Source organism: Pseudomonas sp. MH10 (genome assembly GCF_034353045.1).
In the GTDB taxonomy this organism is placed as follows: Bacteria; Pseudomonadota; Gammaproteobacteria; order Pseudomonadales; family Pseudomonadaceae; genus Aquipseudomonas.
The window spans coordinates 4,740,683-4,764,636 of record NZ_CP133783.1; the positions used below are offsets into that span (position 1 = coordinate 4,740,683).

General features: G+C 57.4%; 20 protein-coding genes. 15 read left to right on the forward strand and 5 right to left on the reverse strand.

Going from position 1 to position 23,954, the window contains the following annotated elements; genetic code table 11:
- The 9 genes from murD to lpxC all read left to right on the forward strand — a co-directional run bounded on the left by murD (position 1) and on the right by lpxC (position 10,453).
- Positions 1–1,347 (forward strand): UDP-N-acetylmuramoyl-L-alanine--D-glutamate ligase, encoded by a 1,347-nt coding sequence (gene murD, locus RHM59_RS21350; protein WP_322166023.1) that lies wholly within the window; start codon positions 1–3, stop codon positions 1,345–1,347.
- Positions 1,347–2,558 carry a putative lipid II flippase FtsW gene (ftsW, locus tag RHM59_RS21355; RefSeq protein ID WP_322171115.1) on the forward strand — a complete coding sequence of 404 codons (1,212 nt, stop codon included), beginning with the start codon at positions 1,347–1,349 and terminating at the stop codon, positions 2,556–2,558. Before murD ends, ftsW begins: the two co-directional genes overlap by 1 nt.
- A complete protein-coding gene (gene murG, locus RHM59_RS21360) occupies positions 2,548–3,618 on the forward strand; it encodes an undecaprenyldiphospho-muramoylpentapeptide beta-N-acetylglucosaminyltransferase (RefSeq protein WP_322171112.1) in 1,071 nt (356 codons plus the stop codon). Before ftsW ends, murG begins: the two co-directional genes overlap by 11 nt.
- Positions 3,611–5,071: a UDP-N-acetylmuramate--L-alanine ligase gene (gene murC, locus RHM59_RS21365; RefSeq protein WP_322166022.1), complete on the forward strand. Its 1,461-nt coding sequence runs from the start codon at positions 3,611–3,613 to the stop codon at positions 5,069–5,071. Before murG ends, murC begins: the two co-directional genes overlap by 8 nt.
- Before the next feature lie 11 nt (positions 5,072–5,082).
- Entirely contained in the window at positions 5,083–6,030 is a 948-nt protein-coding gene (locus tag RHM59_RS21370; protein ID WP_416195106.1) for a D-alanine--D-alanine ligase, read from the forward strand.
- A 4-nt stretch (positions 6,031–6,034) separates the two neighbouring features.
- Positions 6,035–6,901, forward strand: coding sequence for a cell division protein FtsQ/DivIB (locus RHM59_RS21375; protein WP_322166020.1), 867 nt, complete (start codon positions 6,035–6,037; stop codon positions 6,899–6,901).
- 14 nt (positions 6,902–6,915) lie between these two features.
- On the forward strand, positions 6,916–8,178 hold the full coding sequence (ftsA, locus tag RHM59_RS21380) for a cell division protein FtsA (RefSeq protein WP_322166019.1): 1,263 nt from the start codon (positions 6,916–6,918) through the stop codon (positions 8,176–8,178).
- Between the two features lie 63 nt (positions 8,179–8,241).
- Positions 8,242–9,429 carry a cell division protein FtsZ gene (gene ftsZ, locus RHM59_RS21385; RefSeq protein WP_322166018.1) on the forward strand — a complete coding sequence of 396 codons (1,188 nt, stop codon included), beginning with the start codon at positions 8,242–8,244 and terminating at the stop codon, positions 9,427–9,429.
- A 112-nt stretch (positions 9,430–9,541) separates the two neighbouring features.
- Positions 9,542–10,453 carry a UDP-3-O-acyl-N-acetylglucosamine deacetylase gene (lpxC, locus tag RHM59_RS21390; RefSeq protein ID WP_322166017.1) on the forward strand — a complete coding sequence of 304 codons (912 nt, stop codon included), beginning with the start codon at positions 9,542–9,544 and terminating at the stop codon, positions 10,451–10,453.
- A gap of 168 nt (positions 10,454–10,621) precedes the next feature.
- On the opposite strand, the gene RHM59_RS21395 is transcribed toward lpxC, so the two are convergent.
- Positions 10,622–11,080, reverse strand: coding sequence for a DUF721 domain-containing protein (locus tag RHM59_RS21395; protein ID WP_322166016.1), 459 nt, complete (start codon positions 11,078–11,080; stop codon positions 10,622–10,624).
- 308 nt (positions 11,081–11,388) lie between these two features.
- Between RHM59_RS21395 and secA the strand changes: the two genes are divergently transcribed.
- From secA to RHM59_RS21415, 4 genes are all read left to right on the forward strand, one after another.
- A complete protein-coding gene (gene secA, locus RHM59_RS21400; RefSeq protein WP_322166015.1) occupies positions 11,389–14,145 on the forward strand; it encodes a preprotein translocase subunit SecA in 2,757 nt (918 codons plus the stop codon).
- A 123-nt stretch (positions 14,146–14,268) separates the two neighbouring features.
- Entirely contained in the window at positions 14,269–15,486 is a 1,218-nt protein-coding gene (argJ, locus tag RHM59_RS21405) for a bifunctional glutamate N-acetyltransferase/amino-acid acetyltransferase ArgJ (protein ID WP_322166014.1), read from the forward strand.
- On the forward strand, positions 15,483–16,115 hold the full coding sequence (locus tag RHM59_RS21410; protein ID WP_322166013.1) for a glutathione S-transferase family protein: 633 nt from the start codon (positions 15,483–15,485) through the stop codon (positions 16,113–16,115). The genes argJ and RHM59_RS21410 overlap by 4 nt, the downstream gene beginning before the upstream one ends.
- Positions 16,112–17,056 (forward strand): Nudix family hydrolase, encoded by a 945-nt coding sequence (locus RHM59_RS21415; protein ID WP_322184940.1) that lies wholly within the window; start codon positions 16,112–16,114, stop codon positions 17,054–17,056. Before RHM59_RS21410 ends, RHM59_RS21415 begins: the two co-directional genes overlap by 4 nt.
- A 71-nt stretch (positions 17,057–17,127) precedes the next feature.
- Here RHM59_RS21415 and RHM59_RS21420 read toward each other — a convergent pair whose 3' ends face one another.
- The 3 genes from RHM59_RS21420 to RHM59_RS21430 all read right to left on the reverse strand — a co-directional run bounded on the left by RHM59_RS21420 (position 17,128) and on the right by RHM59_RS21430 (position 20,819).
- Positions 17,128–17,703: a cob(I)yrinic acid a,c-diamide adenosyltransferase gene (locus RHM59_RS21420; protein ID WP_322166011.1), complete on the reverse strand. Its 576-nt coding sequence runs from the start codon at positions 17,701–17,703 to the stop codon at positions 17,128–17,130.
- 2 nt (positions 17,704–17,705) lie between these two features.
- The gene (locus tag RHM59_RS21425; RefSeq protein WP_322285337.1) at positions 17,706–19,742 is read right to left on the reverse strand and encodes an ATP-binding protein; all 2,037 of its coding nucleotides are present in this window, start codon (positions 19,740–19,742) and stop codon (positions 17,706–17,708) included.
- 159 nt (positions 19,743–19,901) lie between these two features.
- Complete coding sequence (locus RHM59_RS21430) at positions 19,902–20,819, reverse strand: putative 2-dehydropantoate 2-reductase (RefSeq protein ID WP_322171110.1); 918 nt, start codon at positions 20,817–20,819, stop codon at positions 19,902–19,904.
- A gap of 175 nt (positions 20,820–20,994) precedes the next feature.
- Between RHM59_RS21430 and RHM59_RS21435 the strand changes: the two genes are divergently transcribed.
- Positions 20,995–21,474 carry a YajQ family cyclic di-GMP-binding protein gene (locus tag RHM59_RS21435; protein ID WP_322166009.1) on the forward strand — a complete coding sequence of 160 codons (480 nt, stop codon included), beginning with the start codon at positions 20,995–20,997 and terminating at the stop codon, positions 21,472–21,474.
- 10 nt (positions 21,475–21,484) lie between these two features.
- Positions 21,485–22,327, forward strand: a complete 843-nt coding sequence (locus tag RHM59_RS21440; RefSeq protein ID WP_322285338.1) for a mechanosensitive ion channel family protein — start codon at positions 21,485–21,487, stop codon at positions 22,325–22,327.
- An 18-nt stretch (positions 22,328–22,345) separates the two neighbouring features.
- Here the strand turns inward: RHM59_RS21440 and RHM59_RS21445 are convergent, their stop codons facing one another.
- Positions 22,346–23,917, reverse strand: a complete 1,572-nt coding sequence (locus tag RHM59_RS21445) for an AmpG family muropeptide MFS transporter (RefSeq protein ID WP_322285339.1) — start codon at positions 23,915–23,917, stop codon at positions 22,346–22,348.
- Positions 23,918–23,954 lie beyond the last annotated feature (37 nt).

A 23,954-nucleotide genomic window follows, 5' to 3' on the forward strand; every position in this document is an offset into this window, starting at 1 on the left:
GTGTCTTTGATCGCTTCTGACCACTTCCGCATCGTTGTCGGCCTCGGCAAGAGCGGCATGTCGCTGGTTCGCTTCCTGGCGAGCCGGGGCGTGTCGTTTGCTGTGGCAGACACGCGGGAAAATCCACCTGAACTGGCGACATTGCGCGAGCAATACCCGCAGGTGGAAGTGCGTTGTGGCGAACTGGACGTGGAGTTTCTGTGCCGCGCCGATGAGTTGTACGTGAGCCCAGGTCTGGCACTGGCCACCCCGGCGCTGCAACAAGCGGCGGCCCGTGGCGTGAAGTTGTCGGGTGACATCGAGTTGTTCGCACGTAATGCGAAGGCGCCCATCGTTGCTATTAGCGGTTCGAACGCGAAAAGCACCGTGACCACCATGGTGGGTGACATGGCCTTGGCCGCAGGCAAGCGTGTCGCGGTCGGCGGCAACCTGGGCACTCCAGCGCTGGACCTGTTGGACGATTCTGTCGAGTTGTACGTGCTTGAACTCTCCAGCTTCCAGCTTGAAACCACCGATCAACTCGGCGCTGAAGTGGCGACGGTGCTTAACGTCAGCGAAGACCATATGGACCGCTACAGCGGTTTGCCGGCCTATCACTTGGCCAAACACCGAATTTTCCGGGGCGCGCGGCAAGTGGTGGTCAACAGGCAGGACGCGCTGTCGCGGCCGCTGATCGGCGAGGGTCTGCCGTGCTGGACCTTCGGCTTGAACACTCCTGATTTCCACGGCTTCGGTCTGCGCGAAGAGAGTGGCGAAAAATACCTCGCCTTCCAATTCGACACCCTGATGCCGGTTCGCGAGCTGAAGGTTCGCGGTGCCCACAACCAGTCTAATGCGCTGGCAGCGTTGGCGCTGGGTCACGCGGTCGGTTTGCCATTCGACGCCATGTTGGACAGTCTGCGCGCTTTCACTGGCCTGACGCACCGCTGCCAATGGCTGCGCGAGCGCGACGGTGTCAGCTATTACGATGACTCCAAAGCCACCAACGTCGGTGCTGCGCTGGCGGCTATCGAAGGCTTGGGCGCCGACATCAGCGGCAAGTTGGTGTTGATCGCTGGTGGCGACGGTAAAGGCGCTGACTTCTCAGCCCTGCGCGCGCCGGTCGCCGCTCATTGCCGCGCGGTGGTGTTGCTGGGCCGCGATGCAGAACTCGTCGCGCAAGCGCTGGGCGAAGCGGTTCCATTAATACGCGTCAAAACACTGGAAGAAGCCGTGCTGCGAGCTGCTGAAATCGCTCAGGACGGGGACGCCGTGTTGTTGTCGCCCGCCTGTGCAAGCCTGGATATGTTCAAGAATTACGAAGAACGTGGCCGCCTGTTCGCTCGCTCAGTGGAGGCCTTGTCATGATCCTTGGCATCATTCGGCCTTATCCATCCCCGCTGATCAGCGGCCGTGGCATCGATGTCGACTTTCCGATGCTCGCGGGTTGCCTGGCGCTGTTGGGCTTGGGGTTGGTCATGATCACCTCTGCTTCATCTGAAGTGGCCGCAGTGCAGTCCGGCAACCCGCTTTACATGATGATTCGACACTTGATTTATCTGGTCATCGGCCTGGGTGCCTGCGCCGCGACCATGATGATTCCGGTATCAACCTGGCAACGGCTGGGCTGGCTGATGCTGATCGGCGCGTTCGGTTTGTTGGTGATTGTGTTGGTGCCGGGGTTGGGCCGCGAGGTCAACGGTTCAATGCGTTGGATCGGTTTTGGCATGTTCAACGTTCAACCTTCCGAGATCGCCAAAGTCTTTGTCGTGATCTTCCTTGGCGGGTATCTGGTTCGCCAGCAGCAAGAAGTTCGCGAAAGCTGGATGGGCTTCTTTAAGCCGTTCATTGTTTTGCTGCCCATGGCCGGCCTGCTGCTGATGGAACCGGACTTCGGCGCCACCGTCGTTATGATGGGCGCTGCGGCGGCCATGCTGTTTTTGGGCGGCGTTGGTTTGTTCCGATTCTCCTTGATGGTGGTCTTGGCGGTAGGCGCGGTGTTCGTGCTGGTTCAAGCACAGCCATATCGTATGGCGCGTTTGATTACCTTCACCGACCCCTGGTCCGATCAGTTTGGTTCTGGCTATCAATTGACCCAGGCCCTGATTGCCTTTGGCCGTGGCGAATGGTTTGGCGTCGGTCTGGGCAACAGCGTCCAGAAGCAGTTCTACTTGCCTGAAGCGCACACTGACTTTGTGTTCGCCGTGCTCGCTGAAGAGCTGGGCGTGGTGGGTTCGCTGCTCACCGTGGCGCTGTTCGTCTTCGTCAGCATCCGGGCGATGTACATCGGCTTGTGGGCAGAAAGGGCCAAGCAATATTTTGGCGCGTATGTCGCCTATGGTTTGGCCTTCCTCTGGATTGGCCAGTTCTTGATCAATATCGGGGTTAACGTCGGGCTGCTGCCCACCAAAGGCCTGACATTGCCATTCCTGAGTTACGGCGGCAGTTCGTTGGTGATTTGTTGCGCAAGCCTTGGCTTATTGCTGCGTATCGAGTGGGAATCGCGGACCAATACCGGCAGTGAAGAAACGGAATTCAATGAAAGCGACTTCGCAGAGGAGTCCAATGATGGGCGCTAACGTGCTGATCATGGCGGGCGGTACCGGCGGGCATGTGTTCCCGGCGTTGGCCTGCGCGCAAGAATTCAAAGCCCGCGGTTACAGTGTTCACTGGTTGGGCACGCCACGCGGTATCGAGAATGAGCTGGTGCCACAGGCCGGCTTGCCATTGCACCTGATCAACATGACCGGCTTGCGCGGCAAGGGCGTTCTTGCTCTGTTGAAAGCGCCGTTTGTGTTGTTCAAAGCGTTGATGCAAGCGCGGAAAATTGTTCGTCAGTTGCAGCCAGTTTGCGTGCTGGGACTGGGCGGCTATGTCACCGGCCCCGGTGGACTGGCGGCAAAACTGGCCGGCATTCCATTGATTATCCATGAGCAAAACGCGATTGCAGGTACCGCTAACCGGACTCTGGTGCCGTTTGCCAGCCGCGTGTGCGAAGCCTTCCCGGATACTTTTTCCAAGTCGGCCAAACGCCGCACCACCGGCAACCCAGTGCGCAGCGAGTTGTTTCTCGAAACTCCGCGTCAGGTATTGGCAGGGCGTAAAGCGCGCTTGCTGATTCTGGGTGGCAGCCTCGGCGCCGAACCGCTGAACAAATTGCTGCCTGAAGCGTTGGCGTTGTTACCGGTTGAAGTGCGTCCTGAAGTGTTTCATCAGGCGGGCAAGAATCACGACCAAATTACCGCAGAGCGCTATCGGACTGCCGGTGTCGAGGCGCAGGTGGCGCCGTTCATCAAAGACATGGCCCAAGCCTATGGCTGGGCCGACCTAGTGGTCTGTCGCGCAGGCGCGCTGACCGTCAGTGAACTGGCGGCAGCCGGTCTGCCGTCACTGTTGGTGCCATTGCCTCACGCAATCGACGATCACCAGTCCCGTAACGCTGATTATTTGGCCCGCGAAGGCGCTGCCTTCGTCATGCCTCAAGCGACAACTGGCGTAGCCGAAATGGCCGCACGCCTGAAAGAGGTTTTGATGCAACCCGAACAACTGAACAACATGGCCCGCACCGCACGCTGCCTAGCCAAACCTGACGCAACCCGCACCGTGGTCGACGTGTGCCTGGAGGTGGCCCATGGTTGAAAGTAAACGCGCGATGCCGCAACCGGAAATGCGCCGCATCCGGCGTATCCACTTCGTCGGTATTGGCGGTGTGGGCATGTGCGGGATTGCCGAAGTGTTGCTCAACCTCGGTTATGAAGTCTCGGGCTCTGACCTGAAAGCTTCCCCGGTGACTGAGCGTCTCGAATCGTTCGGGGCGCATATCTTTATCGGCCATCGCGCCGAGAACACCGCGAACGCAGATGTGTTGGTGGTTTCCAGTGCAGTGAACACCTCCAATCCGGAAGTCGCCAGCGCCGTCGAGCGTCGTATTCCAGTGGTGCCGCGTGCGGAAATGCTCGCCGAATTGATGCGTTACCGTCACGGCATTGCAGTGGCCGGCACCCACGGCAAAACCACCACCACCAGCTTGATCGCTTCAGTGTTTGCGGCTGGTGGCCTGGACCCGACGTTCGTGATCGGCGGCCGGTTGAATGCTGCGGGCACTAACGCGCAACTGGGTACCAGCCGTTATCTGATTGCCGAAGCCGATGAAAGCGATGCCAGCTTCTTGCACTTGCAGCCGTTGGTGGCTGTGGTCACCAACATCGACGCTGACCACATGGAAACCTATGAAGGCGACTTCAATAAACTGAAGAAAACCTTCGTTGAGTTTCTGCATAACCTGCCGTTTTACGGCTTGGCCGTGGTCTGCATCGATGACCCTGTGGTGCGTGAAATTCTACCGCTGATCAAGCGCCCGACCATGACCTATGGCTTCAGCGAAGAAGCCGACGTGCGTGCAATCAACGTGCGTCAAGACGGCATGCAAACCTTCTTCACCGTGCTGCGCCGCGACCGTGAACCGCTGGATGTTTCAGTGAATATGCCGGGCAATCACAACGTTCTTAATTCCCTGGCGACCATCGCGATTTCTACCGATGAAGGCGTTTCTGACGAAGCCATCGTGCAGGGGTTGTCCGGCTTCCAGGGCGTCGGTCGACGCTTCCAGATTTACGGTGAACTGCCGGTAGAAGGCGGCAACGTGATGCTGGTCGATGACTATGGTCACCACCCGCGTGAAGTTGCGGCGGTGATCAATGCTGTACGGGGTGGTTGGCCGGATCGTCGGTTGGTGATGGTTTACCAGCCCCACCGGTTCAGTCGCACCCGTGATCTTTACGATGACTTCGTGCAGGTACTGACCGAGGCCAACGTGCTGTTGTTGATGGAAGTCTACCCCGCTGGAGAAGAGCCTATTCCCGGCGCAGACAGTCGCCACTTGGCACACAGCATTCGTCAGCGCGGCTTGTTGGACCCAATCTACATTGAGCGCGGCGTTGAGCTGGCCCCGTTGGTCAAACCACTGCTGCGTGCTGGTGACATCCTGCTGTGCCAAGGCGCCGGTGACATTGGCGGTCTCGCGCCGCAACTGCTGAAAAGCCCGTTGTTCGCCGGCGCAATCGTCGCCCCGACCGAGGGGAAATTGAAATGACGACACTGACCATGAACACCTCGCTGATGTCCACCGTAGATCCGACCGTGTTCGGCCGCGTCGCGGTGCTGTTTGGCGGTAAAAGCGCTGAGCGGGCAGTGTCGCTGAAATCCGGTCAAGCGGTGCTTGAAGCCTTGCAAGCGGGCGGTGTCGACGCGTTCGGCATCGACGTCGGCGACGATTTCTTGCAGCATTTGGTCAACGAAAAAATCGACCGTGCGTTCATCGTTCTGCACGGACGAGGCGGCGAAGACGGCAGCATGCAAGGCCTGCTTGAGTGCCTGGAAATTCCTTACACCGGCAGCGGCGTATTGGCTTCGGCACTGGCCATGGACAAGCTGCGGACTAAACAAGTGTGGCAAAGCCTGGGCTTGCCGACCCCTCGTCATGCGGTGCTGAGTTCTGAGGCTGATTGTATTTCTGCAGCCGGGGAACTGGGCTTCCCTTTGATCGTCAAACCGGCCCATGAAGGTTCCAGTATCGGTATGGCGAAGGTGACCAGCGTCGACGAATTAATCGCCGCATGGAAAGCCGCCAGTACCTACGATTCGCAAGTGTTGGTTGAACAATGGATTCAAGGTCCAGAGTTCACCATCGCCACGCTGCGTGACCAGATATTACCGCCCATCGGTCTCGGCACTCCTCACACGTTCTACGACTACGACGCCAAGTACCTGGCTTCCGATACCCAGTATCGGATTCCTTGCGGGCTTGATGACGCTAAAGAACAAGAGCTTAAAGATCTCACTGCGCGTGCATGCGAGGCCGTTGGCATCGTGGGTTGGGCGCGGGCGGATGTGATGCAAGACGCCGACGGCAAGTTTTGGCTGTTGGAAGTGAACACGGTGCCAGGCATGACCGATCACAGCCTGGTCCCAATGGCCGCGCGTGCTGCTGGCCTGGATTTTAAACAGTTGGTATTGGCGATTCTGGCCGACAGTCTCGAGGCGCGAGGTTAATCCCATGCAAGGCGCGATGCTACGTCATCAGCAACCCGTTCCCGGCCGCAAGCCGGTGCCGCGTGGTGCCAGTCGAATGGTGGCTAAAGAGCCGCTGTCGTCGCGCCTGCCAAAAGCCAATTTCGGATTCATCAAACACCTGTTCTGGCCTGTGATGTTGGTCGTTCTCGGTTTCGGCACGTATGAAGCGGCCACGCGGCTGCTGCCGTACGCCGACCGCCCGATCACTAAGATCAACGTGCAGGGCGACTTGAGCTACATCAGCCAACAAGCTGTGCAGCAGCGTATCGCGCCGTTCGTGGCCGCGAGTTTTTTCACCATCGACTTGGCGGGGATGCGTACCGAGCTGGAGCAAATGCCGTGGATTGCTCACGCCGAAGTTCGGCGCGTCTGGCCGGACCAAGTGGTGATTCGTCTAGAAGAGCAGCTGCCCGTGGCACGCTGGGGTGATGAGGCTCTGCTGAACAACCAAGGCCAGGCATTTGCCCCGCGCGAGCTGGCCAATTATGAGCATTTACCGCAGTTGTTTGGTCCGCAGCGTGCCCAGCAACAGGTCATGCAGCAGTACCAGGTGCTGAGTCAGATGTTGCGGCCTTTGGGCTTCTCCATCGTGCGCCTGGAGTTACGCGAACGCGGCAGCTGGTTTTTGACCACCGGAGCGGGCAGTTCAGGTCCAGGTATCGAGTTGTTGTTGGGCCGCGATCATTTGGTGGAAAAAATGCGCCGCTTCATCGCGATTTACGAAAAAACGCTCAAAGAACAGATCACGAATATCGCGCGCATCGACCTGCGTTATTCCAACGGCCTGGCCGTTGGATGGCGTGAGCAGGCAGCGCCTTCGACGGACAAACCCGCCGTCGCGAAGAATTGATAAGAGGCAGGACAATGGCAAACGTGCAAAGCGGGAAAATGATCGTCGGTTTGGATATCGGCACCTCCAAGGTTGTAGCACTGGTGGGCGAAGTCGGGGCCGATGGGACCCTGGAAATCGTCGGCATCGGCACGCATCCTTCCCGCGGCCTGAAGAAGGGCGTGGTGGTGAATATCGAGTCCACCGTGCAGTCGATCCAGCGCGCGATTGAGGAAGCTCAGTTGATGGCGGGCTGCCGTATCCACTCGGCTTTCGTCGGCGTGGCGGGCAACCATATCCGCAGCCTGAACTCCCACGGCATCGTTGCGATTCGTGATCGCGAAGTCAGCATGGCCGACCTTGAGCGCGTGCTCGATGCCGCGCAGGCCGTTGCTATTCCGGCGGATCAGCGAGTGCTTCACACGTTGCCGCAGGACTACGTCATCGACAATCAGGAAGGCGTGCGTGAGCCTTTGGGTATGTCGGGCGTGCGTCTGGAAGCCAAGGTTCACGTGGTGACCTGCGCTGTCAACGCTGCGCAAAACATTGAAAAGTGTGTGCGCCGTTGTGGTCTGGAAATCGACGACATCATTCTTGAACAGCTGGCATCTGCGTATTCAGTTCTGACCGATGACGAGAAAGAGCTGGGTGTTTGCCTGGTCGATATCGGCGGTGGCACCACTGACATCGCGATCTTCACTGAGGGTGCGATTCGCCACACCGCGGTGATCCCGATAGCGGGCGACCAAGTCACCAACGACATCGCCATGGCGTTGCGTACTCCGACTCAATACGCCGAAGAAATCAAGATTCGCTACGCCTGCGCCTTGGCCAAACTGGCCGGTGCCGGTGAAACCATTAAAGTCCCGAGCGTGGGCGATCGTCCACCGCGCGAGCTGTCGCGTCAGGCGTTGGCCGAAGTGGTCGAGCCACGTTACGACGAACTGTTCACCCTGATTCAGGCAGAGTTGCGCCGCAGCGGTTACGAAGATTTGATCCCGGCCGGCATCGTCCTGACCGGTGGTACCTCGAAGATGGAAGGCGCCATTGAATTGGCCGAAGAAATCTTCCACATGCCGGTGCGCCTCGGCGTGCCGCACAGCGTCAAAGGGCTCGCCGATGTCGTGCGTAACCCGATTTATTCCACAGGTGTGGGGCTATTGCTGTACGGGCTGCAAAAGCAATCCGACGGCATCTCCTTGTCCGGCATCAGTAGCAGTAACAGTGGCTATAACAGCGATGAACCTAAAGCTCCTGTGCTTGAGCGCCTAAAGCGTTGGGTGCAGGGCAATTTCTAAGATTCAAAGCGGTAGTGGTAGGCGTGTAGGCAAAAAACTAGAGAAAATGAAAGGAGAGGGAAAATGTTCGAACTCGTAGACAATGTCCCGCAAAGCCCGGTAATCAAAGTTATCGGTGTTGGTGGTGGTGGTGGTAATGCGGTTAACCATATGGTTAAGAGCAACATCGAAGGCGTGGAATTCATCTGCGCCAACACTGACGCGCAAGCGCTGAAAAGCATCGGCGCACGTACCATCCTGCAATTGGGCACTGGTGTGACCAAAGGCTTGGGTGCGGGTGCCAATCCTGAAGTAGGTCGTCAGGCTGCACTTGAAGACCGTGAGCGTATTGCTGAAGTGCTGCAAGGCACGAACATGGTGTTCATCACCACCGGCATGGGTGGCGGTACCGGTACCGGTGCGGCACCAATCATCGCCGAAGTGGCCAAGGAAATGGGCATTCTGACCGTTGCTGTTGTAACGCGTCCGTTCCCGTTCGAAGGCCGCAAGCGTATGCAGATCGCCGATGAAGGCATTCGTCTGCTCTCGGAAAGCGTCGACTCGTTGATCACCATTCCTAACGAGAAGCTGCTGACCATCCTCGGTAAAGACGCCAGCTTGCTGTCCGCCTTCGCCAAGGCAGACGATGTACTGGCCGGTGCGGTTCGCGGTATCTCCGACATCATCAAGCGTCCGGGCATGATCAACGTCGACTTTGCCGACGTGCGCACCGTGATGAGCGAAATGGGTATGGCGATGATGGGCACTGGCTGCGCCAGCGGTCCTAACCGTGCACGTGAAGCGACTGAAGCAGCTATCCGTAACCCGCTGCTTGAAGACGTCAACCTGCAAGGCGCTCGCGGTATTCTGGTGAACATCACTGCCGGTCCTGACCTGTCTCTGGGTGAGTATTCGGACGTGGGTAGCATCATCGAAGCGTTCGCTTCCGAGCACGCCATGGTCAAGGTCGGTACGGTTATCGATCCGGACATGCGTGACGAGTTGCACGTGACGGTGGTGGCTACAGGTCTGGGTGCAAAAATCGAGAAGCCTGTGAAGGTCATCGACAACACCCTTCAGCCTTCGCAGCACGCTTCGGCACACCCTTCTGCTCGTCAGGAAATGCCGTCCGTGAACTACCGCGATCTGGACCGCCCGACCGTGATGCGCAATCAGGCACATGCCGGTGCCCAAGCGTCCGCCAAGACGAACTCTCACGATGATTTGGATTACCTGGACATCCCGGCTTTCCTGCGTCGTCAGGCTGATTAATGAAATGTATCAGGGGTATTAGGGTGATTGGTGTTCAGCAAAGGTCTGGTCTGCTATTATCGCCAGCCTTTGTTGATACCAGTTCGCAACTTGCGCTGAAGCGGCCAATGCCATGATTAAACAACGCACCCTGAAAAATATTATCCGTGCCACAGGTGTAGGGCTGCACTCCGGGGAGAAGGTTTACCTGACCCTCAAGCCCGCACCCGTGAATACCGGCATCGTGTTCTGCCGTGCCGACCTCACCCCTATGGTGCAGATTGCTGCCCGTGCGGAAAACGTCGGTGACACCACCCTGTCGACCACATTGGTCAGCGGGGACACCAAGGTGGACACAGTAGAGCACTTGCTTTCGGCCATGGCTGGCCTGGGCATCGATAACGCCTACGTTGAACTCTCCGCCTCCGAAGTTCCGATCATGGACGGTAGCGCAGGACCCTTCGTATTCCTGATTCAATCTGCCGGCCTGGAAGAACAGGACGCAGCCAAGAAATTCATCCGAATCCTCAAAGAAGTGACAGTGGAGGAGGGCGGTAAGCGCGCTACTTTCCTGCCTTTCGAAGGCTTTAAGGTGAGTTTCGAGATCGATTTCGATCACCCGGTTTTCCGCAACCGTACTCAAAGTGCAACCGTGGATTTTTCCAGCACTTCTTTCGTCAAAGAAGTCAGTCGCGCACGTACCTTTGGGTTCATGAGTGACATCGAGTACCTGCGCAAGCACAACCTCGCACTCGGCGGTAGCGTTGAAAATGCCATCGTGGTCGATAAGGACGGCGTGCTGAACGAAGATGGCCTGCGGTATGAGGACGAATTCGTCAAACACAAAATTCTGGATGCAATCGGCGATCTTTACCTGCTGGGTAATAGTCTGATAGGCGAGTTCCGAGGCTTCAAGTCCGGGCACGCACTGAACAACGTCCTGCTCCGCGCCTTAATCGCGCAGACAGACGCCTGGGAAGTGGTGACCTTCGATGATGCCAGCGCCGCACCGATCTCTTACATGCGTCCTGTTGCGGCCGTGTAATTTAGTACTCTCTTTTCTAGTTTTAGGGCTGCCTTCGGGTGGCCTTTTTTATGCTTGTGAATTGGCGGACTCAATCCTTTGTAGGCGATAACTTGTTGGCGAGAGGCTTGCCCCGGTCTGCCTGACACGCCGTCTCGCTAACAAGTTAGCTCATACAGCGCTTCAGGTTTACTCGATCTTCGGCTTCCCATGACTCGCCAACCGCTCCAGTGCGGCCCGTAACTTCGGATCGCTTATCCCCTCCGCAGTCGCTTGAATACTTTCAGCGGCTACAACCGACAGACTCATCGTATGACCAACTGCCCCCTGTTGCACGGTAGGCGGCTGTACTTTGAATAAAATACGCGTGAGATTGGCGAACTCTTCAAAAGCGACCAGTTGTCGTTGCAGGCGTTTTTGTTGGTAGCGCAAGCGCGTCGCCCAGTGCCCGTCGGTCACGATCAACAGCAGGCTGCCTTCACGCCAAGACGCCACGTGGCAATGTTCGCGTGCGGCGGGTTGCAACTGACTTTCGAGCAGGCGTTGCAGATGACCCAAGCGCTGAGCGTGGTGGAATATGGCTTTGAGCGGTTTTGCTTCGCGGAGCAAGACAGCGGGTGCCCGGGCTGTAAGGGGGCGAAATGCCATGGTAGACACCTTGAGTTACACAGCCGCCATATTAGCAGAAAGTGCCTCTACGGCTCAGCGAGATAGGATTTTGCTCGGGCTCCGGTGACGGTTTAATAGCGAGCTTCAACTGCCGTTGGGTTGAAGTTTGATAAAACGACCCTATTGTAAAAACAGCCCCGTTACAGCGCTGTGCCAGCATCGTGGAATAACGCCACTTTCCTCACCACCGTTTCCGGGTAGAATACTCGTTCGCATGCGGCCATGAGGGCTGCACGGGCGACTCACGGGGCCGCCCTCCATCCCTATGTGTGGAAGATCCTGTCGATATGTTTGCGCCTTTGTTAAAGAAACTTTTTGGAAGCAAGAACGAGCGCGAAGTTAAACGCATGCTCAAGACGGTTCAGTTCGTCAATGCCTTCGAAGAGCAAATGGTGGCCCTTTCGGACGAGCAACTGCGAGCCAAGACCGAAGAGTTCAAGGCCCGCTTAGCCAAAGGTGAGACCCTCGACACCCTGCTGCCTGAAGCTTTTGCGGTTGCTCGCGAAGCCGGCAAGCGCGTCATGGGTATGCGTCACTTTGATGTTCAGTTGATTGGCGGCATTACCCTGCATGACGGCATGATCGCCGAAATGCGCACGGGTGAAGGTAAGACTTTAGTCGCGACCTTGGCGGTTTACCTCAACGCGCTGTCCGGCAAAGGTGTGCACGTCGTTACCGTGAACGACTATTTGGCTCGTCGAGATGCCAACTGGATGCGTCCGCTGTACGAGTTTCTCGGTTTGACCGTGGGCGTCGTTACGCCTTTCCAGCCGCCAGAAGAAAAACGCGCAGCCTATGCGTCGGACATCACCTACGGCACGAACAACGAATTCGGTTTCGATTACCTGCGCGACAATATGGCGTTCAGCATGGAAGACAAGTTCCAGCGCGAGCTTAACTTCTCCGTGATCGACGAAGTCGACTCGATCCTGATCGACGAAGCGCGTACGCCGCTGATCATTTCCGGTCAGGCCGAGGACAGCTCCAAGCTGTACACCGAAATCAACAAGCTGATCCCGAGACTGGAACAGCACATCGAAGAAGTGGAAGGCGTCGTCACCAAGGCCGGGCACTTCACCGTTGACGAGAAAACCCGTCAGGTCGAGTTGAACGAAGCCGGTCACCAGTTCATCGAAGAAATGTTGACTGAAGTGGGTCTGCTGGCGGTTGGCGAAAGTCTCTACTCTGCACACAACCTGGGCCTGTTGACCCACGTGTATGCCGGTCTGCGGGCGCACAAGCTGTTCCATCGCAACGTCGAGTACATCGTTCAGGACGGCCAGATCTTGCTGGTCGATGAACACACTGGTCGTACCATGCCGGGTCGTCGTTTGTCCGAAGGCCTGCACCAGGCCATCGAAGCGAAGGAAGTGCTGAACATTCAGGCCGAAAGTCAGACCCTGGCGTCGACCACGTTCCAGAACTATTTCCGCCTGTATAACAAGCTGTCCGGCATGACGGGTACGGCCGACACCGAGGCGTTTGAGTTCCATCAGATCTACGGTTTGTCCGTAACGGTTATTCCGCCGAACAAGCCTTTGGCGCGTAAAGACTTCAACGATCTCGTCTACCTGACGGCCGATGAAAAGTACGCCGCTATTGTGACTGACATCAAAGAAAGCATGACCCAAGGCCGTCCTGTCCTCGTGGGCACGGCGACCATCGAAACTTCCGAGCACATGTCCAATCTGCTCATCAAGGAAGGCATCGAACACAAGGTGCTGAACGCCAAGTACCACGAAAAAGAAGCCGAAATTATTGCCCAGGCCGGTCGTCCCGGTGCCCTTACCATCGCCACCAACATGGCAGGTCGTGGTACTGACATCCTGCTGGGCGGCAACTGGGAAGTGGAAGTTGCTGCTCTGGAAGAGCCTACCCCTGAGCAAATCGCGCAGATCAAAGCGGACTGGCAGAAACGCCATCAGCAAGTGATCGAAGCGGGCGGCTTGCACGTTATTGCGTCCGAGCGTCACGAATCACGCCGTATCGATAACCAACTGCGTGGTCGTGCCGGCCGTCAGGGCGATACCGGTTCCAGTCGTTTCTACCTGTCGCTGGAAGATAGCCTGATGCGCATCTTTGCCTCTGATCGGGTAAAGAACTTCATGAAAGCGCTGGGTATGCAATCTGGCGAAGCGATCGAACACCGCATGGTGACTAATGCGATCGAGAAGGCACAGCGCAAGGTTGAAGGCCGTAACTTCGATATTCGCAAGCAACTGCTCGAGTTCGATGACGTCTCCAACGAACAACGTAAAGTGATCTACCACATGCGTAACAGCCTGCTGGCTGCGACCAACATTGGTGACACCATTGCCGACTTCCGTCTGGACGTGCTTAACAGCCTGGTTAGCCAGCACATTCCGCCGCAATCGCTGCCAGAGCAGTGGGACGTAGCGGGCCTGGAAGCTGCGCTGAATACCGATTTTGGTGTGCAGTTGCCGATCCAGCAGTGGCTTGACGAAGACGACCACCTGTACGAAGAAACCCTGCGCGAGAAGCTGCTGCAAGAGCTGCTGGCGGCGTACAACGAAAAAGAAGAGCAAGCCAGCGCCGACGCGCTGCGTACGTTCGAGAAGCAGATTCTGCTGCGTGTCCTCGACGACCTGTGGAAAGACCACCTGTCGACCATGGACCACCTGCGTCACGGTATCCACTTGCGCGGCTATGCGCAGAAGAACCCGAAGCAGGAATACAAGCGCGAATCCTTCACCCTGTTCCAGGAACTGCTCGACTCGATCAAGCGCGACACCATTCGTGTGCTGTCACACGTCCAGGTTCGCCGCGAAGACCCGGTGGAAGAAGAAGCCCGTTTGCGTCAGGACGCCGAGGAGCAGGCTCAGCGCATGCAGTTCGAACATGCTGACGCCCCGGGCCTTGACGCACCACAGGTACTGATGGAAGAAGGCGAAGATGTTGCCGTCGCCGCAGTGCCGGTTCGCAATGATCAGCCGGTTCGCAATGATCAAAAACAGGGCCGCAACGAGCTGTGTTTCTGTGGTTCAGGCAAGAAGTTCAAACACTGCCACGGCAAGATCGACTAAGTTCAGCCCGGCGCTAGTTATGTGAAACATTCGCGCCGCGACCGGCTTAGCCGTCGCGGCGTTTTTCAATCGATTGAGCCGTACCGATGTGGGCGGCGCAGATACTTTCAAAAGGAGCACTTAATGGCTGTTGGTCTTGGTCCTTTGCCGACATTGCACCCGGTTGCTGGTTTTGAGCTGGGTATCGCTTCTGCGGGTATCAAACGCCCCGGACGCAAAGACGTCGTGGTCATGCGTTGCGCTGAGGGCTCCCGTGTCGCTGGCGTGTTCACCCTGAACGCGTTCTGTGCCGCGCCAGTGATCCTGGCCAAACAGCGCTTTGAAGGCCCCGTGCGTTATTTGCTGACCAACACCGGCAACGCCAATGCGGGCACTGGTGAGCCTGGCTATTTGGCGGCGGTGCGGACCTGCGCCAAGTTGGCTGAGCTGGCCGGCGTTGATGCCGACGCTGTGCTGCCTTACTCCACCGGTGTTATTGGAGAGCCGTTGCCGGTAGAGAAAATAGAGAGTGCGCTACAAGCCGCCCTTGATGACCTGTCTGTGGATAACTGGGCGGCTGCCGCCACCGGGATCATGACCACTGACACTCTGCCCAAAGGCGCCAGCCGCCAATTCGAACACGATGGTGTGACCATAACGGTCACCGGCATCAGCAAAGGTGCAGGCATGATTCGTCCGAACATGGCGACCATGCTGGGCTACATCGCCACTGACGCCAACGTTGCACAGAGCGTATTGCAGGACTTGCTGCGTGACGGTGCCAACAAGTCGTTCAACCGCATCACCATTGATGGCGATACGTCAACCAACGACTGCTGCATGCTGATCGCCACGGGTAAAGCTGCGCTGCCGCAAATCACTGAGGCCAAAGGCCCATTGTTCGCCACGCTCAAGCAGGCCGTGTTCGAGGTGTGCATGGAAGTGGCTCAAGCCATCGTGCGCGACGGCGAGGGCGCAACCAAGTTCGTGACGGTCGAAGTCAACGGCGGTGGTAATCATCAAGAATGTCTGGATGTTGGTTACGCCGTGGCCCATTCGCCGCTGATCAAAACGGCGCTGTTCGCTTCCGATCCTAACTGGGGTCGCATTTTGGCTGCTGTCGGCCGCGCCGGCGTACCGGACCTGGACGTCAGCAAAATCGACGTATTTCTCGGTACGGTCTGCATTGCCAGCAAAGGCTGCCGCGCAACGACGTACACTGAAGAGCAAGGTTCGGCGGTTATGGCTGAAGCTGAAATTACTATCCGCATCGAGCTGGGCCGTGGTGATTGCCAGGAAACCATCTGGACCACCGATTTATCCCATGAGTACGTGAAAATCAACGCGGAGTACCGTACATGAGCCTGCACCTGATTATTGGCGATAAACGCTTTTCCTCCTGGTCTTTGCGTCCTTGGTTGGCGCTGGACATGGCGGGGGCTGTGTTCACTGAACAAATGGTGTTGCTGAATCAGCCCGACACGCTGCAAAAGTGCCTGGCGCACGGGCCAACGGGCAAAGTCCCACTGCTGAAGACCGAGCACGGCACCATCTCCGATTCCCTGGCTATCGTTGAGTACCTGGCTGAGCGTTTTCCCGAGGCCCATCTTTGGCCGCAGGAAATTGCGCCACGCGCACAAGCGCGTTCGGCTTGTGCGCAGATGCACAGCGGTTTCACCCACTTGCGTTCGCACATGGGGTTCGACTTGCGTCGCGATCAAGCCCTGGAAGTTACTCCGGCTGAAGTGCAGGCGGACATCGACCGTGTTGTTGCGTTGTGGGCTGAATGCCATGCGGCAGCCGCTGAAAGCGGGCCGTATCTGTTTGGCCGAGTCAGTTTGGCTGATGCATTTTTCGCCCCAGTGGCGGTGCGCTTGCGGACCAACCGTGTGCCCCTGCCTGCCAAGGCTGAGGCGTACGTGGAAACGATTTATCAGTGGCCCGCTTTTCAGCGCTGGCAGAAAGCAGGTTTAGAGGAAGTGGTTCGGTGAAACGAATTCATGTAGCGGCTGCGGTCATCCGTGGTAACGACGGCAAGATCCTGATCGCACGACGTGCCGGTACTCAGCACCAAGGCGGTTTATGGGAGTTTCCGGGCGGTAAAGTTGAAGCCGATGAAACGGTGGAAGCGGCGTTGTCTCGTGAGCTTCAGGAAGAATTGGGCATCGTCGTTGTTGCCGCTCGCCCGTTGATCAAAATCCAGCACGATTACCCGGACAAACAGGTGTTGCTGGACGTTTGGGAAGTGTCCGCATTCAGCGGGGAGCCTCATGGCGTGGAAGGCCAGCCGTTGGCGTGGGTGTCTGCGCGAGAATTGGCTGACTATGATTTTCCCGCCGCCAATCAACCCATCGTCGCCGCCGCGCGTCTACCGGATCGCTACTTGATCACCCCGGAGGGGTTGGACACGCCTGAATTGCTGCGCGGCTTGCAGAAGGCGATCGCCGGGGGCATCAAGCTAGTGCAACTGCGTGCGCCCAATGGCTATAACCCGCAATACCGTGATTTGGCGGTGGATGCCGTGGGTTTGTGTGCGGGTAAGGCGCAATTGATGCTCAAGGGCCCGTTGGAGTGGCTGGGTGACTTTCCAGCAGCCGGCTGGCACCTGACGGCGGCGCAACTGCGAAAGCTGGCAGTTAATGGCCGTCCTTTCCCGAAAGAGCGCTGGTTGGCCGCCTCTTGCCACAACGCTGAGGAGTTGGCACTGGCTGAACAGACGGGTGTGGATTTTGTCACGTTGTCGCCGGTGGAACCGACTCAGACGCATCCAGACGCTTTGCCATTAGGTTGGGAGCCGGCGACGCAGTTGATCGCGGGTTTCAGTAAACCGGTGTTCTTGCTTGGCGGTGTGGGTGGTGATGACCGTCAACGTGCGTGGGAAAGTGGCGCACAAGGCGTAGCCGGGATTCGGGCGTTTTGGCCTGAGTTTTAATCGGTAGGAGCCAACGTGTTGGCGAGGCTATTACGTCTCGCCAACACGTTGGCTCCTACAGATATTGGGCATCAAGGCTTCGGCGCCGCCTGCCACAATATCTCGGCAATCCCCTGACGCTTAGCAATCAACCGCGCCGCGACAAACAACAAGTCCGACAACCGATTGATGTAAGCCAAACCAACGCCAGTGAGCGGTTCAATGGCATTCAGGTGTTGGCAGCGGCGCTCCGCACTGCGCGCGATGCTTCGGCAGACGTGGGCTTGGGCAATCAGTGCCGAACCGCCCGGCAAGATAAAATTCTCCAGCGGGCCCAACTCCTCATTCCACAGATCGATAGTCGTTTCCAACCGCGCTATCTCAGCGTTATTCAGCGCCTGATAAACCGGCATCGCCAGCTCACCACCCAAGTCGAACAGGCGGTGCTGACACGGCGTTAATACCTCAATTACTTCGGCCAAACCGGGGCAGCTCGCCACGGCGTCGGCCAGTCCGGCGAGTAACACGCCCACCTGGCTGTTCAGCGTATCCACTTCACCAATGGCTTCGATTCGCGGGTGGTCTTTGGGCACACGACGTCCGTCACCCAAGCCGGTCTCGCCTGTGTCGCCAGTGCGTGTGTAGATTTTTGAAAGGCGAAAGCCCATGCTTATAACTCCGAAAGGTTCTGTTCCAAGGCGTTGACTGTGCTGCCCGCCAATGGCAGGCGCAGCGTGAAGCAGGTGCCTTGGCCGGGGGTTGAATGCACTTCCATCTGGCCTTTGTGGTTGCTGGTAATAATGAAGTACGACACCGACAACCCGAGCCCCGTGCCTTGGCCGATTTCCTTGGTGGTGAAAAACGGCTCGAAGGTCCGTTTGCGCACGTTTTCCGGCATACCGATGCCGTTGTCTTCGACCTGGATTTCCGCCCACGGCGGGTTGAGCCGAGTGCGCAGAACAATGCGCCCCGGCTCACTGTCGTCTACCCGCTGATGGATCGCCTGAGCCGCGTTTTTCAGCAAATTCAGGAGCACCTGTTCCAGCTCGTTTGCCGTGCCTGGCACAGGACCTAGATTCGGATCGAACTGACGGGTAATGGCCTGGCCCTTGAAATCAAAACCGATGGTCAGATCAAAGTCGTTGCTGGCAATTTCCACGGCCTGATCAATCAGAGCCGGCAAGTCGCAGGGCGCCATTTTCCGATTACTGAGCCGACTGAAGTTAAGCATATGGCTGACGATTTTCGCCGCGCGGGCGCCGGCCTGTTGAATGCCGTCGAGCAACTGCGGCACTTCACGGCTGAGCAGGTAGTGATTGACGGATTCCAGTTTGATTCCGGCCTGCTCTGCTTGTTCGACGTTTTTCGGCAAATCTGGCGACAGGCGCCGGCGAATGTTCTGCACGTTATGCAGGATCGCGCCCAAAGGGTTATTGATCTCATGGGCCATGCCGGCCGCCAATCCGCCGACAGAGAGCATTTTTTCCGACTGCACCATCATGTCTTCGAGTGACAAACGTTGAGTGATGTCGTCTATACGGATCACCACGCCTCGGCCGGCGCCCCCGGTCAAGGGGTAGAAGGTCAATGCGTAATGGTGCGCAACATCGTCTTTGACCCAGGTGACGCGCTCGATCTTGGTGACGATGTGCCGTTCGACCGTGTGCTTGATCTTCGGCAAAAACGCTTTCATGGGGGGAAACGCAAGAAAGATCGGTTGATTCAGCGCTTCGTCCAGCGGCGTGCCGGAGAGCGCGCTGGCCTCTTGGTTCCATTGGGTGACATACAGCTGCTCATCCAGCGCAATCAACGCGGACGGCATGGAATCGATGATGCTGTTCAGGTAGTTCTGAAAACCGGTGAGTTTTTTCTCGATCTTGCTGCGCACCTGAACTTCGAGTTCAAGTTTGCGATTCGAATGCCGGGTTTCTTCCGCCAGTCCTTGGGCTTGGGCATAGGCATCCTGTGAGTCATCGCGTGCCCGTTTAAGCTGCTGTTCTCGGGCTTCGATGCGCGAGAGCATGGTGTTGAACGCTTCCGCCAGGCTACCAATCTCGTCGTTGTTACCTGGCTGGGCCCTTAGCGCGTAGTCCTCTTCACGGGTGACCTGCCGAGACAGTTCTTCAAGTTGATAAATTGGCTCGGTGATCAGCCGCCGAATCTGCCGTGCAATCACCAGCCAGAGCAATACGCTGAACACCAGAATGCCGGCGCTGGCGGTAAAGGTGCCGGTGTAAAACGCAGTGGGTAATTCGCTGCTGGCCACCAGCAACAAATGCCCGGGTTCTTGGCCGGGTTTGGGAATCGAGATGAGCTGCGTATTGCGAAACTCGGTGAGACGCCAGGCTTCCACGCCTTTGAAGCGCTCGGGCAATTTGAGTTTGTCGCCCTGTTGCAACTGAGCCAGTCGGTCGCCATTGCCGTCGTACAGCGCCGCCGCCCGCAGAGGGCTGTAGTTTTTTAGCTCTTTGAGTAGCGCCAAGCCATTATCGGCCGAGCTTAAGGCTTGGGCGGCGAGGTTGGGGTTATTGATCAGTCGACCGATGGTCTGCAAAGCTTGGGGCGCCATGCTTTCCTGCGAAATGTAATAGGCGGCGCTGATGAAGGTCAGGTTGGCGACCAACAACACGGTCGTCAGCAAGACCAACAGCGCTGCCAGAAGCTTTTGGCCGACTGGTAGATTTTCTAGGCGTTGGCGCAATGGCATCGGGCGAAATCACACGCGATTGAAAGAACCTGCAGGGTAACGCGCAGATCGCTCGCCGGGCAATCTGATCACGCAGACGGCCAGATCCGCGCCCACTGGAGCCAACTTGTTGGCGAAAGGTACACACGGTCTGTCAGGCCGCCCTCGCCAACAAGTTGGCTACAAAATAGGCAAGCCTCGGGATTGCAAAAAGTTGATCAGGCGCGCCTGCAATTGGTTCATGTGCGGCATCGGGCAGTGGTGACGTGCCGCCACAGCACAGGCGTGCCCCAGCAAATAGCTGATTTCCGTGCGCCGACCGTGGGCGACGTCCTGGTACATCGATGAATAGTTGGCGGCCGTCGCCTGGATCACCCGTTCCACTTCACTGTGCAGGTCGATCGCAGCGGCGGGTTGGCCGCAGCAGTGCAGCAAGTCGGTCAGTTCAGCGCACAAGGTCGCCACTTCGCAGGTGTGCGCCTGTAAGCCGCCGTTCTGGCAGTCGTGAAGAACCGTTAGCGGGTTGATCGCGCAGTTCAACGCCAACTTGCGCCAGAGGCGCGTAAGAATGTCGGGGGTCCACTGATGAGGGATACCGCTGGCCTGTAGTTCATCCAGCCAACGAGGGGGTGTCGGGTCGCTGACATCGCCCAGCCAGGTGTAACCGTGACCCGCGAATACCACGCGCCAATCGCCGTCGCGGAATGCGCCTTCGGTGCTCGACGCAGAGATGCAGCGCGCTCGGGGCACCTTCAAGGCCACGTCATCCTGACTGCCAAGACCGTTCTGCAACAGGATCAACTCGGCATTCGCAGTCAGTCGTGGTGCCAGACGCGCAACCGCAGCTTCAGCGTCGTACGCTTTGCACGCCACCAATAGACGCTCAATCGGTTCTGTTGCCTCAACGGTTTGCGCCGGGATCGCGAAAAACTGGCTATGGCCTTGCTCCACCAGCGTCAAACCGCCTGCAGTCTGATAGTCAGCCAACCGCGCTGGGTCGCGCAGGATAAGCCGAACCGGCAATCCCGCGCGCGCCAAACGGGTGGCCCACAGGCTGCCAAGACTGCCAGCGCCCAGAACATGCCATTGGCTGGCCATTAGCTGTTTACTGAACATGGCATGAGAGCCGGTGACGCGACAGAATCGAAATTCGACATGGCAGGCTCGCAGCGTGATGAGGAAAAGTCTCGTTATAATGACCGCGCATTCATACCGTCAAGTCAGGCGTGCTCGTTCCACATCCCGAGCCGCGCCATTTATCTGGAGAGATTACATGCCCTCGTTCGACGTAGTGTCCGAACTCGACAAACACGAAGTCACTAATGCCGTCGATAATGCCATTAAAGAGCTGGATCGTCGGTACGATCTCAAAGGCAAAGGTACGTTCGAATTCAAGGAGTTAACGGTCAATCTGACCGCTGAAGCGGACTTTCAGCTAGAAGCGATGATCGAAATTCTCAAGCTGTGCCTGCTCAAACGCAAGATCGATGCGAAGTGCCTTGAGGTGAAGGACGCTTTCGCTTCAGGCAAATTAATGAAGCAAGAAGCAGTGCTCAAAGAAGGCATTGATAAAGAACTCGCGAAAAAAATCGTCGCGCACATCAAAGAGGCAAAATTAAAAGTCCAGGCTGCAATCCAAGGTGAGCAAGTGCGTGTCACGGGCAAGAAACGTGATGACTTGCAAGAAGCCATGGCGGTGCTGCGCGGTCAGGATTTCGGCATGCCCCTGCAATTCAATAATTTCCGCGACTGAGGAGAAATAAATGGATTTGGATAATCAGGTCAGTCATCTGGTTAAGGTGTCCGAGGCTTCGCTGCCAATGCTCTTACAGTATGGCAGTCGCTTTTTGTTGGCGCTGGTGACACTGGGTATCGGCTGGTGGCTGATTAACATGGTGACCCGCAAAGTGGGGAGCCTGCTGGCATTACGTAAAGCTGACCTGGCGTTGCAGGGTTTTATCAGCAGCCTGGCGAATATCATCCTGAAGATTTTACTGATCGTCAGCGTTGCGTCGATGATCGGTATCGAAACCACGTCCTTCGTTGCGGTGATCGGTGCCGCCGGTCTGGCCATTGGTTTGGCATTGCAGGGCAGTCTGGCGAATTTCGCCGGCGGGGTTCTGATCCTGCTGTTCCGTCCGTTCCGCATTGGCGACTGGATCGAAGCCCAAAACATCAGCGGTACGGTCGATAACATTCAAATCTTCCACACGGTATTGCGCACCGGCGACAACAAAACGGTCATCGTGCCCAACGGCATTTTGTCGAACGGGATCATCACCAACACCAATCGTCAGCCTACTCGCAAGGTCGTATTCGAGATTGGCGTGGAGCACGATGCTGACCTCAAGCACGCGCTGCAAGTGCTGTTGGACATGGCGCAAGACCCCCGTGTTCTGCTCGACCCTGCGCCAGAAGCGGTGGTCTCTGCGCTGGGTGAGAACGCGATCACCTTGTCGTTACGGGCGTGGACTAAGACCGGGGATTATGGCGGTGTCGTTTCGTATTTCAACATCGAAGCGCGGGACCTTCTGAAAGCAGCGGATATCTCTATCCCAGCGCCGCAACGTATGGTGCGTGTGATGCAGGAAGTGGCCGCGAAATAACCTGAGCCTGATTCTGGACTAGTCGCTGGCTGGCGTGTCGGTAGCGGGCGTTGCTTGAGCGGCTTTGGTCGCCTCGGCTACGCGGGTGCGGCGCGCTTCCTGGGACCAGTGGATAGCGATCATGATCAGCGTAGGAATGCCCATCAGAGCGGTGATCATGAAGAAGTTGTGATAGCCGAACTTTTCTACCATCACCCCTGAATAGCCACCGATCAAGCGCGGCAGCAAGAGCATGATCGAGCTGAGCAGCGCGTACTGCGTCGCCGAGAATTTGAGGTTGGTCAGGCTCGACAGGTAGGCTACAAAAGCAGACGTCGCGAGCCCTGCGCTGAAGTTGTCCAAGGAAATTGTCACGATCAACATCTGCAGGTTCGCGCCCATGTCGGCGAGCATCAGGAACAGCAGGTTAGTGGCCGCAGAAGCAAAACCGCCAACAAACAGTATCGGCAAGATACCGAAGCGCACGATCAACAGCCCGCCGAAGCCAGCGCCAAGCAGGGTCATGACTAAGCCGAAAAGCTTGCTGACACTGGCGATCTGGTCCTTGGTGAACCCCTGATCGATATAAAACACATTGGCCATCACGCCCATTACCGTGTCCGACATTCGGTAGGTTGCGATTAACCCCAGTAGCAGAAAGGCTTGCCAGCGATAGCGACGAATGAAGTCGTTAACCGGGGTCAGCACCGGCGCAAGCCCACGTCGGCCCGCCGATGACAGGCACAGTGTAGTGAGTACCACATAGAGGATTGCGCGCAGAAAGGCGCGGTCTTCCATGAGCAGGTCGGTCCAGCTTTCGCCGTTAAACAGCACACTGGCGAAGTCGGTGTAGTAGAGCTGAGTAAACATCGCTGGCACAGAGACCAGCAAAATAATCAGGACGAAAACCGACGCCAGTTGGTGGTTGAAACCGTATCGAGCAGCGGATAACTGAGTGCGCAACGGTACCGGGGATTCACGCATGATCAGCGTCGTGACCAGCGCTGGCAGCATTAGCAGGCCGAACAGAATATAGGTGCCGGCCCACGCCGAGTGTCTATAGCTGAAGCCGGTCGAGCCAAAGCCTTCGGCGATATACAGCGCGCCGGCAGTGGCCAGTAGCGCCGCGATGCGGTAGCCCGACATGTAGCTAGCGGCGAGGGCGGCCTGGCTGCTTTCTTCTGCAATTTCCAAGCGGTAGGCATCGATGGCTATATCTTGGGTCGCCGACGCAAAAGCCACCAGCACGGCGATGGCAATCAACCAAGAAAGGTGTTTTTGCGGGTCGCAAAAGCCCATCCCGATCAAGCCAATCACCACAAGCGACTGCGAAAGTACCAGCCATGAGCGTCGCCGACCGAGACGGCCCAGAAATGGCAGGCGCCATTGATCCAAAAGCGGTGACCAGACCCACTTAAATGCATACGCCAAGCCAATCAGGCTGGCATAACCGATGGTTTCTCGAGCAACACCGGCTTCTCGGAGCCAAACCGACAACGTTGAAAACACCAGCATGTAAGGCAAGCCTGCGGCGAATCCTAGCAATAACATCACAAACGCTGAGGGTGTGGCATAAGCGGCGAGCGCTGCGCGCCAGGTTTTACGGGGCATGAGCTGAAGTCTGGCCTCAGGTTACGAAAACAAAGGG